Origin of the sequence: Avrilella dinanensis (genome assembly GCF_002807015.1) — a bacterium.
In the GTDB taxonomy this organism is placed as follows: Bacteria; Bacteroidota; Bacteroidia; order Flavobacteriales; family Flavobacteriaceae; genus Flavobacterium; species Flavobacterium dinanensis.
Genome location: NZ_NIPO01000001.1, coordinates 1039247 through 1053018, shown reverse-complemented (window position 1 = coordinate 1053018; position 13772 = coordinate 1039247). Strand labels below are relative to the sequence as shown.

General features: G+C 38.3%; 7 protein-coding genes. 5 read left to right on the top strand and 2 right to left on the bottom strand.

Going from position 1 to position 13772, the window contains the following annotated elements:
• Positions 1-29: 29 nt before the first annotated feature.
• A complete protein-coding gene (gene gcvP / locus CDL10_RS04940) occupies positions 30-2879 on the bottom strand; it encodes an aminomethyl-transferring glycine dehydrogenase (protein ID WP_100677511.1) in 2850 nt (949 codons plus the stop codon).
• Between the two features lie 163 nt (positions 2880-3042).
• On the opposite strand from gcvP, the gene CDL10_RS04935 reads away from it, so the two are divergent.
• From CDL10_RS04935 to CDL10_RS04915, 5 genes are all read left to right on the top strand, one after another.
• On the top strand, positions 3043-5457 hold the full coding sequence (locus tag CDL10_RS04935) for a TonB-dependent receptor (protein WP_100677510.1): 2415 nt from the start codon (positions 3043-3045) through the stop codon (positions 5455-5457).
• Positions 5458-5474: 17 nt separating this feature from the next.
• Positions 5475-6812, top strand: a complete 1338-nt coding sequence (locus CDL10_RS04930) for a hypothetical protein (RefSeq protein WP_100677509.1) — start codon at positions 5475-5477, stop codon at positions 6810-6812.
• Between the two features lie 101 nt (positions 6813-6913).
• Positions 6914-7276, top strand: coding sequence for a hypothetical protein (locus CDL10_RS04925; protein WP_133119456.1), 363 nt, complete (start codon positions 6914-6916; stop codon positions 7274-7276).
• Positions 7277-7418: 142 nt separating this feature from the next.
• Positions 7419-8405, top strand: a complete 987-nt coding sequence (locus CDL10_RS04920; protein ID WP_100677507.1) for a hypothetical protein — start codon at positions 7419-7421, stop codon at positions 8403-8405.
• Positions 8368-10704, top strand: a complete 2337-nt coding sequence (locus CDL10_RS04915) for a hypothetical protein (RefSeq protein ID WP_100677506.1) — start codon at positions 8368-8370, stop codon at positions 10702-10704. The genes CDL10_RS04920 and CDL10_RS04915 overlap by 38 nt, the downstream gene beginning before the upstream one ends.
• 64 nt (positions 10705-10768) lie before the next feature.
• On the opposite strand, the gene CDL10_RS04910 is transcribed toward CDL10_RS04915, so the two are convergent.
• A complete protein-coding gene (locus tag CDL10_RS04910) occupies positions 10769-13723 on the bottom strand; it encodes a DUF7507 domain-containing protein (protein ID WP_100677505.1) in 2955 nt (984 codons plus the stop codon).
• Positions 13724-13772: the final 49 nt, after the last annotated feature.

The window sequence follows — 13772 nt, the reverse complement described above, 5'->3', positions numbered from 1 at the left end:
CATGACCACCTCTTTATTAATAAACAAATTTAACTTTCTAAATAAGCCTCAATCGGAGCACAAGAACAAATCAGATTCCTGTCGCCATAGGCATCATCTACACGACGAACTGCCGGCCAAAATTTATTCTCTGCCAGATAGCTCAGCGGATAAGCTGCTTTTTGTCGGCTGTAAGGTAAATCCCAATTATCAGCAGTCAGCATATCCAAAGTGTGCGGTGCATTTTTTAGCACATTGTTGGTGTCGCCTTCTTCCGTTTCATCAATTTCCTTTTTAATGCTGATTAAAGCATCACAGAAACGGTCAAGTTCTGACAAATCTTCTGATTCTGTCGGTTCAATCATCAATGTTCCGGCAACCGGGAAAGATACGGTCGGTGCGTGGAAACCGTAATCCATCAATCGTTTGGCAATATCAGTTACCTCAATGCCTTTTGCTTTAAACATACGGCAGTCCACAATCATTTCGTGAGCAGCACGACCTCTTTCGCCTGTATATAATATGGTAAAATCGTTTTCCAAACGAGCTTTCATATAATTGGCATTTAAAATAGCCATTTCTGTAGCGGCTCTCAGACCTTTTGTGCCCAACATCGTGATGTATCCGAATGAAATCAAACATACCAATGCAGAACCGTAAGGAGCAGCCGAAATAGCTGTAATCGCTTTGTCGCCACCGACTTTCACGATTGGATTGTTCGGTAAAAACGCTACCAAATGCTCAGCCACACAAATAGGTCCTACACCCGGACCGCCACCACCGTGCGGAATGGCAAATGTTTTGTGTAAATTCAGGTGGCAAACGTCTGCACCGATTTTGGCAGGATTCGTTAACCCAACCTGAGCGTTCATGTTGGCACCGTCCATATATATTTGTCCTCCGTTTTCGTGAACAATATTAGTCAAATCAATGATGGAAGCCTCATACACACCGTGTGTAGAAGGGTAGGTAATCATTGCACAAGAAAGGTTGTCTTTGTGCTGTTCGGCTTTCGCTTTGAAATCCTCTACATCGATATTTCCTTTTTCTGTGGTTTTTACCACGACTACCTTCATGCCAGCCATGGCTGCCGAAGCCGGGTTGGTTCCGTGTGCCGAAGCCGGAATCAAAGCGATGTTTCGGTGTGATTCGCCACGGGCTTCATGGTAGGCTCTGATAACCATCAATCCGGTAAATTCTCCTTGAGCACCGGAATTTGGCTGTAAGGTTGTTCCGGCAAATCCGGTAATAACGCTTAACTGATGTTCCAGTTTTTTCAGCATTTGCAAATAACCTTCTGCCTGAGAAGCAGGGGCAAACGGATGAATGTTATTCCAGTTTGGTTGGCTCAAAGGCAACATTTCCGACGCGGCATTGAGTTTCATTGTACATGAACCTAATGAAATCATCGAATGATTCAGTGCCAAATCTTTGCGTTCTAGTTTTTTGATGTAACGCATCATTTGTGATTCTGAATGGTAAGAGTTGAAAACCTCATGTTCAAGGAATGCAGATGTTCTTTCCAGTTTTACAGGAATCATTGCCTGAGGAGAAAATGCTGTGATTTTTTCTGTTTCTTTTCCGGCAGCTTCAGCGAAAATCCCAATGATGTTATTGATGTCTTCCAAATTGATAGTTTCGTTAGTGGACAAAACTACGGTATCGGCGTTCGGATAAAAGAAATTATAGTTTTTGCTTTCAGCGATTGTTCTTACTTTTTCAGCCGGAGCTTTGAAATGAAGTGTATCGAAAAATCCGTTGTTCACTTGTTCAAAGCCTAAGTTCTCAACAGCTTCAGCAATAGTTACAGCAGCGGCGTGTACTTGGTTAGCGATTTTTTTCAAGCCTTTAGGACCGTGGTAAACCGCATACATTCCTGCCATAACGGCCAATAATACCTGAGCAGTACAAATATTCGAAGTTGCTTTTTCTCTTTTGATATGTTGCTCACGGGTTTGCAAAGCCATGCGTAAAGCTTCGTTGCCATTCATGTCTTTGGTTTTTCCGATGATGCGTCCCGGCATAGAACGCTTGTATTCTTCTTTGGTAGCAAAATATGCAGCGTGAGGTCCGCCGAATCCGAGTGGAATCCCAAATCTTTGTGTGGTACCAACAGCTACATCAGCACCCAACTCGCCAGGAGATTGTAATCTTGCCAGAGACAAAATATCTGCCGCCAAAGCTACTTTGATGTCTTTGCTATGAGCATTGTGAATGAAATCAGCATAATCATATACCTGACCATATTTGCCCGGATATTGAAGAATTGCCCCGAAGAAATCTTCTCCGAAATTGAAATCTTCATGTTTGCCAATTACAAGTTCTACACCGATAGGAATTGCTCTTGTCTGTAAAACAGAAATAGTTTGTGGTAAAACTTCTTCTGAAACAAAAAACTTGTTGGCGTTATTTTTCTTTTGATCTCTTGTTCTTACATCAAACAAAAGTGCCATAGCCTCGGCAACAGCCGTCGATTCGTCAAGTAGCGAAGCATTGGCAATTTCCATTCCGGTCAGTTCAATGATTACGGTTTGGTAATTTAGCAAAGCTTCTAATCGCCCTTGTGCAATTTCAGCTTGATATGGTGTGTAGGCAGTGTACCAGCCCGGGTTTTCAAATATATTTCTTTGGATAACCGCAGGAACTACTGCTTCGTGATATCCCATTCCGATTAATGAACGAAAAACTTTGTTTTTCTGACCTAACTGAGTTGCATAATTCAAGTATTCATATTCACTCATTGCCGGCTCTAATTCCAGGTCCTTTTCTAATCGGATTTTGTCCGGAAATGTTTCATACAATAATTGTTCGATGTCTTTAACACCAATGGTGTCTAACATCTTTTGTGCATCGTCTGCTCTCGGACCGATGTGTCTTGAAGAGAATGAATTTTTTTCCATTTTAATAAAGGCGAATTATGGTTGTGTTATTAAAAGTGCAAAATTAAACATTTTTTCAGTTGGTTATGTTTTTTGGATATATATTTCATGAGGTTGGATAAAACGATTTTTTATTTGGATTCAATAAAAATAGTAATTAGTTTTGCCTGAAAATAATTTCGGTATGAGAAACTATTACTTGCTTATTGTGTTATTATTGACTGTGCACCATATAAATGCCCAACATAAATTAAATGGCTGGGTATATAATGATGGAGGCGAGATTCTGTCGGGAGCATCAGTTCGGATAACCAATCAGTCTTTTAGCCGTCAGACAACAGTTAATGAATCCGGAGAATATGTTTTTACAGATATTGTAGCAGGAAGCTATGAAATAACATCCTCTTATCAGGGGAAATCAGTGGAATATACTGTTCAGATTCCTGAGGAAAAAACATTTGATATTGTGTTTTTTACAGAACAATCAGGCGAGCTCGACGAGTTGACTATTCAGATTGAATCCGTAAAATCACAGAAAGAAAAAGAAGGTTTTGCGATGAATGTTGTAGAAACCAAAGAGGCGTCATTGCGAAACATACAAACCAATGATTTGCTCGACCGAACCGTTGGTGTGCGTGTTCGCCAGAATGGTGGTTTAGGTTCCGGTGTAAATTATAACCTTAACGGAATGTCGGGGAATGCTGTGCGGGTGATGATTGATGGTGTCCCAATTTCTATATTCGGAAGTTCATTCAACCTGAGTAGCATTCCGCCGGCTTTGATTGAAAGAATTGAGGTGTACAAAGGGGTGTTACCAGCTCATTTGTCTGACGATGCTATGGGTGGAATCATCAATGTTGTAATGAAAAAAGGTAAATATACGAATGCCAATGCGTCACTTTCTTATGGTTCGTTCAACACTTTTCAGGCAAACTTGTTCGGAAATTATAGCGATGAAAAATCAGGATTGACTTTTCGTTTTTCCGGATTCTATAATTATTCAGATAACGATTATGAAATTTGGGGCAAATTCGTCAAACAAACATTGCCTAATGGACAAATTGAAGAAAATCTTCGTGTAAAAAGGTTCAACGATGCATATAAATCATACGGAAGCAGGTTTGAGTTAGGTTTTGTAGACGTAAAATGGGCTGATGAGTTTTTTATCAACTACAATGGTTCTTATTCCTACAATGAAATCCAGCACGGTTTATATATGACCAGACCTTATAAGGGGAGATTCAGCGAATCGGAAGCGAATATCGTTAATGTAAATTACGCTAAAAAAGACATATTCATAAAAGGGTTGACGTTTCGTACCAATAACCAATTCGGAAAACGTAAAACAGTGGTTAATGATACAGTATCATGGGCATATAATTGGTACGGAGAAAAGGTCGTAGGTATTAAAGGTGACTATCTAAAAACACCAGACGGAGCACAGCAAGGAGCACCGACTATATTGCACGTGAACAGAAATGTGTTAGCTTCCAGATCGCAGTTAGACTACGAAATCACAGACAATCACAAAGTAGGGGTTAATTATTTTCTCGACAAGATGAAACGGACTGATGACGATTTGATGAAAACTGATTTACAGCGTCAGTTTATTCCGAGCGGGAAAAATAGCAAGCAGATTTTGTCGGCATATTATCAGGCACGATTTTTCGAAAGCAGATTGAAAACCAACCTTTTTTATAAATATTATCAGCAAAAAACCAACAAAATTGATCCGGCTATTCAACAGGGAGTGATTGTGCAAAATCAATATGAAAGAGATTTTAACACAAACGGTTATGGTTTTGCTGGTTCTTATTTGATTACCGATGCAGTAGCCTTGTTATTTTCTGCCGAAAAAGCAGTAAGAATGCCAACAGATAACGAAATTTATGGTGAACCGGATTTAAATATTGTATCTAATTTTGGACTGAAACCAGAAGAAAGCAATAACATTAATCTCGGATTCAAAATAGGACCGTATCAAGTAGCTAAACACCGATTTTCTTTAGGAGCTACAGGATTTATCCGTGATACCAAAGATAAAATTATGCGACGAGCAACCTCCAACCTTAATGATGCCGTAGAACAAGCACCTTTTGAAAATCTAGGCAAAACAAAATCACAAGGATTTGAGGTGGAACTAAAATATGATTATAACGAGAAATTATTCCTGATTGCACAAGCCTCGAAGTTTGACAGTCGATACAATGTGAAATATGACAATAACGGAAATGTGTTGAGCAATTATAATGTTCAGTTACCAAATGAGCCTTATCTCAATGCATATGTAGGATTGCAATATGCAGCAGGCGAAATCATTCAGAAAGAATCTTCTCTGAATATTTATTATGATTTCAACTTTGTTGATTCATTTTACGGGATCTGGGTACCAAGAGTTGTAAAAGGAGTGGAAGCTTTTGAGATTCCGCAACAATTTGTACATAATGCCGGATTGAGCTATACTTTTCCAAGCAAACAATTCGTGCTCAGTTTTGATATGAACAATATTTTCAATGCTCAGGCGTATGACAATTTCGCTGTACAAAAACCAGGCAGAGCTTTCTATGTGAAACTTAATTATTCATTTTTTAAATTATAAACTAACCAATAAATATCATGAAAAACAGATTTTTTAGACTTTTGACCATAGGGTCATTACTGACAGCCTTTGCATTCGTAGGATGTAACAACGATGATAATGCTACCGACAAAGAAGAAGGTAGGCAAGACGGCGAAAGATGGATTACCATTGCGGGTGCCAAACACGGAGATAATCCCGGTGACGGAAATGGAGGAACGGTAATTTATTCCGTATCTGAAGCAGATGCTAAAGATCCGAACAAAGAAATCCGTGTTTTTGAAGATGGCTTTAATGTTCGCTCGCAAAGAACTGCTCGTTTACAAATTTCTGAGGACGGAAACACTTTGTTTAATATCGCTTATGCTGGTGATAACGGAGGTGAATTTTCTACATATAGAGTAGAAGGCGGAAATAATTTCGTAGAGTATGGTGCTAAAGTAAGTATCGCAGAGTATGCCGGAACATCGCCTCGTTGGGCAAAATTATTTGACGGAGATCAAACCGGAGTAGCTGTAAATGTGAGTGCACCTACTCCAAATGAAGGAGATTATGAATATACCCGTGGTTTAGCAACAGTTTTAGCATTGGACTTGAAAAATGCTGCGATTGCCAATTATGAGCAGTATGAAATTCCGTTGACAGCCGAAGAAGAAAATCAGGGATACCATATCTTCAGGTTAGATGCACCGGTACTTAACAAAGCTAAAAATAAATTAATTATCGGTACATGGATGAGAAAAACAGACCCTCAGACTGGTGAAAATGATACAAATGCATATGAGCGTTTGGGAGCAAAATCGGTAGTGGTGGACTACCCTTCATTAACAAACCCAACTGTGATTACATCAACTAATGCTAATGGAGATACTAGCGGATACAGAAGTTTTAATAGCTTTGTGGCTGATGACGGTAACATCTACCAAGCGACACAAAGAGATGTAAATGGTTCTAAAATATTGAGAATCAACCAAAGCAATAAATATGATAATTCGTATGTATTCTCTTTAGATGATGCTTTAGGTGTGACAGGTTCTTATGTGGAATCCTGGAGATATGCAAGTAATGGAATCGCTTATGTGATGTACACCCATAATGGTTCGGAAGAAAGTGCACTGACAGGTAACAGTCAAAGCTTTTTGGCACGTGTAGATTTGTTCAATAGAACGGCCGAGCGAGTAGATTTACCTTATGATGCAGACTTATATTCTTTTCAATATCAAGGGTTTGCTGTTGTAGGAGATGAGGTGTATGTTGCCATAGCTCCGGTTGGGAAAAATGGAAATATTTATATCCTAAACAGCAAAACAGGGGAAGTAAAAAAAGGAGCAAAGCTTATTAATGAATCGGGAAATCATTTCATTGGAGCATTCTAAAATTTTTCATAATAATTTGTTTGCGAAAGCCTCAGACAGACATGTTTGGGGTTTTTGTTTTTTTGAATAAGGGCTTTCTATTTGTGATATATTTTGTAGTGATGAAAAATAGTTGTTTATCCATTGTTCTTATAGTAATGTTGTTGGTTTCTTGTTCAAGACAAATTCCTTTTGATAAAGAAGAATGGGATGCCAAAGATGATATTTTCTATAACCACAGAGAATTTATGATAGAAGATTTACAGAACAATTATCTGAAATCAGGAATGAAATATAAAGATGTTGCTGAATTGTTAGGACAAAAAGGAGAATATCACGATTCAATATATGTTCAACTCAAATATGATATTTACACCGATTATGGTTGGAGTTTTGATCCTGTCGAAACTAAAACTTTTGTTGTTAATTTTTTACCTGATTCAACTTATGTGAGTTCAGAAATTTATCATTGGAAAAAGAAATAATCTTGCTGACAAAGAAGACGTGTAAAAAAGTGTCATTTTGAGCGAAACGGGGCGGAATCGAAAAATCTTGTTTCGATGATAATTAGAGATTTCTCCTTCGTTGAAATGACAAATTTGTTGCTTTCTTTTCTATCTTTGAGATATGAAAAAATACCTCGTCATCTTATCGATATTTATTTTGTTTTCGTGTGTTTCTAAAACTGAAAAAGTACCGCTTTCGTTCTACTTTTGGCGTACCGCTTTCCAACTTACAGATACCGAAAAAGAATATTTGAATGATTTGGAAGTTCGCAGGTTGTATGTGCGTTATTTTGATGTAGCATTAAAAAACGCCGAGGCCATTCCTGTTGCACCTGTTATTTTTCAAGAAAAACCACAAGGCTATGAGGTTATTCCGGTTATTTATATTAAGAATGAAGTTTTTTTAAGCGAAAATACAACCGACAGTTTGGCAACTAAAGTGTTTAACTACATTCAGCAAATCAATAAATCGGCAGAAATAACCGTCAATGAAATCCAGTTTGATTGCGATTGGAGCTTGAAATCAAAAGATAATTATTTTCAGTTTATTGATGAATTTAAAAAACTGCACCCAAATCTTTCGGCAACAATTCGTTTGCATCAGATTAAATATCCCGAAAAAACAGGAATTCCCGAAGTAGAAACCGGTGTTTTGATGTATTACAATATGGGTGTGATTAGTGCCGGCGACGACAATTCTATTTACGAACAAGCGATTGCTCGGCGTTATATCAAATCATTGCAAAATTATTCCTTACCTTTGGATATAGCCTTGCCGATTTTTAGCTGGGGCGTACACATCCGAGACAATCAGGTGGTGAATTTGATTGGAGGAATGCGTCAGAAAGATATGCAGAACGACCATTTTAAGAAGCTAAACGAAAATCAATATCAGGTAACAGATGATTTTGTGTACAACGGACGTTATCTGGCAAAAGACGATGTAATTAAAATCGAAGAACCATCAGCAAAACAGCTAAAAGAAATGGTTACGGATTTAAGAAAAAACATAAAAAATAAACCCAAAGAAATTATTCTTTACGATTTGAGTGAACAAAATTTGACCGAATATGAAAAAAAGACTTATCAAGCTGTTTGCCATTGGTAGTGTTGCCGTTAGCATGATGTATGGAATTTACGCCTATGGCTGTGCCGACGGCTGGTGGGGTGCGGGTTACACTTCTATTTTTTCGCCCGAAATTACCGTAAATAACAAAAATTACGAACCGTTTTTTTACGATGATTATACCATTTTTTATAATGGATATAATATTCAGAGTACAACCGATTTGTTCAAAGAAGAAACGATAAAAGACTGGAAAAATTATCTGGGAAAATACGACGCAAAAACAGTGGAATATTATCTGTATGATGAAACGCTAAATGAAATTTTAGCTGAACTTTCGGAACCGGAAACCCCTGAAAAATTGTTAAATAATCTTGTGCAAAAACAATACGAGTTAGATTTCAGCCGTCAGGAAACGAAAAATTTTCTGGAGTTTATTTTAATGTCGCGAGGAATAGAATCTTATTCCAATCAAACCTATAATTACTGGGATTACGACAATCGGATAGCACTCAATGCCGACAAAGATTTTGTAAGCCACAAAGAACAGATTTATAACAAAACGTCCAAAAAAGATACATTTTATAAAAACCGTCTGTGGTTTCAGGTAGTTCGTGCCAAATTTTATTCGGAAGACAGAAGTTCTGTTATTCCTTTTTTTAACGAAACCGAGAAAAATCAACCCAAAAATAATTTGTATTATCAAGCGTTGAGCTATGTGGGCGGTGCGTATAAATCTGTGAAAAATTACGAGAAATCAAATGCTGTTTTTGCAGAAGTTTTTGATAAATCCGAACCTTTAATGCCATCGGCTTTGTTTGATTATCGACCATTGGGCGAGAAAGAATTTGAAAAATCGGTAAAAGCCGTTTCCGATAAATCGACCAAAGAAGCTTTGTATGCCTTGCAAGGCTATTATACCAACGAATTTACGGCTATGCAAGATTTGTACAAACTCAATCCGCAGTCGCCACATTTAGATTTTTTGTTGTCGCGTTGGGTCAATATCAACGAGCAAAGCATCAATGTTTACACAGGTTATGAAGCTTTGGATATTGTTGATACGAAAAAAACGAAATCAACATTTAAAAGCAAAATAAATAATACGGAATTGAAGTGGATTAATAGTGTGGCAGATAATAACAAAGTGGCTAATCCTTATATCTGGAAAGCTGCATCGGCGTATTTCAACTCGTTGGCTGGCGATTATCAAAAATCGGCAAATCAGTTGCAGCAAGCACATCAATTAGCCAAAAATACAGACCAAAAAGCACAGGTTCGCAGTTTGCGTTTGTTCAACAATTTGTTGAGTACCGATAAAATGGATATTAATGCCGAAAGCAAATTGATTGAAGATGTGAATTGGCTGTTTTATGATGAATCTAATGTGAATTATTGGGAATCATCAAATAGAATTACTTATTTACAGACGTTTACCAAAAAATATTTAAGTTCGATATATAAAACAGAAGGCAATCTTTTGATGGCTGAACTGACTTATCCGATTAATGGATTTTACAAAAACCAAAAACAAAGCGAAGCAATGGAACAACTGTTGTTGAGCAAAACAAAAACTGCCTGGCAGGAAGTTTTTGTAGGAATTTATCCATACAAATTGGCTGATATTTATGAAAGCAGAGGAATTTATTTGTTTTATCAGGATAAAATTGAGGAAGCAATTGCTGAGTTTGAAAAAATCCCAACTTTTGAAAGACGTGAATATAATTGGCAAACCAAAGAATATGAAACGGTAACAGTTGATTATAAAACGCAGGAATTGTATGGGAATCCTTTCAATGGAAAAATCAAAGATTGTAACGATTGTGACCACAAAGCTAAACAATCAGTAAAATATTCACAACTGTCATTTCTTAAAAAAATAAAGGAAATGCAGGAAAAAATCGAAGCCGGCGACGATGTGTATAACAATGCGTTGCTGGTCGGCAATGCGTTTTACAATGCGTCATATTTTGGTAATGCGCGTTCGTTTTATTACAACGATATTATTAGTGAATACGGAAATAGTATTTCCAACGAGCACGAACAAATGTTGTACGGAATGGAAAACGTGAAAAAGTATTATGGATTGGCACAAAAACACGCTGTTGATAAAGAGCAAAAGTCCAAAATGGCGTATATGCAGGCAAAAGTAGAACGCAATGATTTTTATGCGACCACTTATTTTATGCCGAATGATTATTTTTATCCATATGGCGATTTTGTAAGTTTTAAAAAATGGAAAGGTTTTGTTGATTTAAAAGAAAACTATTCCGACACCAGATATTATCAGGACGTGATTGCAGAATGCGGTTATTTCCGGAAGTATTTGGGGATAGAATAGATGAGATAAACTATAAAAAAAACTGCAAGATCACGTCTTGCAGTTTTTTTAACTCTTTAGTAGATTATTTAGTCTCTCTGGTCAGTTCAATATATCCACTGTGCAGGAATCCACCAATTATAAATGCCTGATAATAATAGGTTCCGTCAGGTAATAATTTGCCGGAATTGGATTGTCCTTCCCATTCATTAGTATAGAAATCTTTGCTGTAAACCTCAGTACCATAGCGATTGAATATGGTAATCTTTGCCACGTGGAAAGGCGTTAAATCGAGTTTGTCATTCAGTCCGTCCCCGTTTGGTGAAATGCCTTTCGGAATCACCACTTCCTGACGGTCAACATCGACACAGGTTTCACATACCGGTACAGGGTCTTCGTTGTGTTCTGATTCAACGGTAACGATATTGATGAAATCGCCCAGCTGGCTTTCGCTTATTTTTACCGTTACGTAGTAAGTTACTGTTTCTCCGACTGCCAAAACCGGAATAACATCGTATAAATTGCCATTTCCGGAAGTGTTTATGGTTGAATTCCAGCTCATATATACAGCTCCTTCTGGTAGAGGATCGCTTACGATAATGTCAATAGCATCACTCGGGCCGTTGTTGGTAACAGCAATCACATAAGTAGTTTCTTGTCCGGGTTTGTAGTAGATAATTCCGTCATCTTTTACCGCGTTGAGGTCAGCAGTACGGATAACCGGCACGATAGTGGGGTCATACAACTCAGCTGTTTTAGGGTCATCAGAAATGAAACTTTCCTGATCCAGTACGGTCGGTGTTTCGAGTGTAGCCTGATTCACGACTTCTCCCACTACAAAATCGTTGTGAGTAACTGTGTGTTTGGCGGTAATTATGGCTGTTTCTCCAGGTTCGAGCCTTGGGATAAAGTTCGGAACAAGACTTCCTGCATCTGCATTATCATCGGTAATATGGATTTCTATTACAGGTAATGGGCCGTCATTTTTGATGGTTATTTCATATTCAATCACTTCGCCGACACGATATACAGCCTCCTGCAAAGCATTTTTCTGGAAAATCAATCTACCTTTAGTAATGGTCGCTTCATCTGTGTTATTGTCCGGGTTTTTATCTTCATTGTCGCCCTGTACAGTTGCTATATTAACATATTCGCCTTGTTCGTTGATTTTAACTGTTATTTCTAAGGTTTCGGATTGACCTGGAGCTAAAGTTCCGATGTCCCATATTCCTGTTGTCTCATCATAGCTGCCTTGCGAAGCTGTTGAGCTGACATAGGTATATCCGGAGGGTAAAATATCTGTAACCTGAGCATTCATTTCTGTGAAAATCTCATCATTGTTGGTTACGGTTATTTCAAAAACGGCTTCATCATATTCCTGATTTAACAACTCTTTAGTGATAGACAAATCGCTACATGGATTGACAATTACTTCTAATCCTTCAGAAATAATTCCCCAGCCGCAGGTTCTAAATACATTGACTGAATAGACACCCGATTCGGTAGCAATCCATTCATTTTCCTCAGTCGTTCCTAAAGATTCTCCGTTTAAAAACCATTCGTATTCGAATATTCCCTCTGTGTTTTCAATAGCAAGAGTTACTGTACAATCATCGTTTTCCTGTAAGGTAACGGGAGTAGGAGATGCCTGACCGAATGCAGAGAAAAACGCCGACATTGAAAAGCCTTCGCCAGATTGCACAATGCTTGTTGTTAGAGGCATATCTGAAGTGATGATTAACTCGTCAGGGCTGGAAATATTCGTATCATTAAATGTAATCAGGTAAAACCCCGTTGTGCCTATAGCTGTTCTGGGAGACACGCCCGGATAAGTTTCTATATCCTGATTATTTACCATTACTGGTTCGTCTGGGCTTTCGATAACACAAAAAGCAGAGTAAGGTAAATTACTGTTATTATAGTGAATAAATTTTCTTGCCTGAATGTTTAATGCTCCGGCACACCCTCCGATGGGTAACACTGTAGAAATATCAGTTTCTGATTGTACTTCTGTCCCGGAATATACAATCACCGGTTTGTTCGTTTCTATCAGAGATGAGGAAAGAGCATTGGTTCTATCTCCGTGAAAAAAAGTGTGGTGGTCGCCAGCCGATGTCAAAGTTATGGTCTCCGCCGGATTTGCAGCAGATATTGTTCCGTCAGCATTATAATTAACTATTTCTACTGTTGTGTTGTCTTCCGCAGCAACAATAGTCGTTTGTTCTCCTCCATATCCGTTATTGATGTGATTTTGCGTAGCAGGAAAACCCCAGCCTCTTACGACGAGGTATTGAGTTCCTAACACACGAATAGGAGCAATCTGGTCAAAGGTACCGTCTTGCCCATTGGAAGGAGTCGGGTTATTCCAAGGAGTATCTCCCCAGTTTCCTGTGTTCATTACAACGAACTTGTCGGCAGTCAGCAAAGAACCTATAGGGGCGTGGAACATTCTGCTTTCTCCTTCATCTAAAGTCACAACTGTCGGGGGAGTAGTAGGGATAGTTACTTCGGTATCGTCTTCCGTTGCCATAACCGAATATACAGGATTGTTGTCTGATAAACCTATGGTACTTGTTCTGTAATAGCCGATTCTGAATTCTAACCCTTTGCCTTCTTCTCCAAAACTCACTAAAGAAGCATTCCCTTTTATGGTAAGATAACTGTTAGCAGCCGGAGCATCTGAGGCAATATTTCGCAAATTGACTAACACAGGAGCTTCTGCTTCTACAATCAACCCTCTGTCTGTGAGAGTGGTTCCGGGTGTATTTCTTGATAAACCGTTGGGGCTGCCCGGGAATCTATAGCTGATAGGATTATCTATGCTGACAGTTAACTCATCGGTTATTAAAGTACCATCACTTTTGCTGAGAGTTACCTGTACCGGGGTCGGACTGAGTGTTCCAATAACTATTTCATTAGCATCACTCCAATATTGCCAGGGAGCGGGTGCGACATAATGTTTTGAATAATATTGAGCATTGGCAGAAATACTGCTGATGATAAACAGTAATATAACGAAAGTTTTACAAAGTAGTTTCATTCCCTAATTGATTGTTTTTTTGTAGTTCATTGATATTCAGAAAGACAAA